Source organism: Vibrio sp. 1727 (assembly GCF_033344415.1).
Classification (GTDB): Bacteria; Pseudomonadota; Gammaproteobacteria; order Enterobacterales; family Vibrionaceae; genus Vibrio; species Vibrio alginolyticus.
On record NZ_JAWPOT010000637.1, the window covers coordinates 1 to 525 of the forward strand.

Below are 525 nucleotides of genomic sequence, written 5' to 3' on the forward strand. Positions count from 1 at the left end.
CGTATTTGGGTATAGGTACAAGTCGGCGGCGTTGCGGAAAGTCAGTTGGCCAGATTCTACCTCAGTGAAGCCGTTCGGATCATCTTTACGTCCGCCCACTTTAAACGGCGCTGCCGCGCTCAAAACTGGAATGTCAGCAAGGTCTGGATCGCCTTGAATGAAACGTTCAACGTAGTCTTTTTGTGCAAGGTTAACGATTTGGATTGTTGGGTCATCTTGCACCAAAGCCAAGAAGCTGTACATCACATCATTCGCTTTACCAATTGGTTGGTTAACGAATTCGCGAGTGCCTTTGTGATCGTCTTCGAGTGCTTTAATGATGCCTTGGTCTGCTTCTGCAAGCGATTTCTTAGTCGCTTTGTCGAAAATTGGTCTTGCTTCAGATTGTCCTTCCACTACTTGCCATTGGCCGTCTTTTTGCTCGATGACTAGATCCATGACTCCCACGTGGCTACCCCAACGGCCAGGCATGACGGCAGTGATACCGTTGATAGTGCCTTTGTTGTTGTCTACGCCTTGTAAATT

General features: G+C 48.0%; 1 pseudogene. It reads right to left on the minus strand.

The features are described from left to right. Positions 1–525, minus strand: a pseudogene (locus R8O10_RS27335) (2',3'-cyclic-nucleotide 2'-phosphodiesterase); the annotation flags it as partial.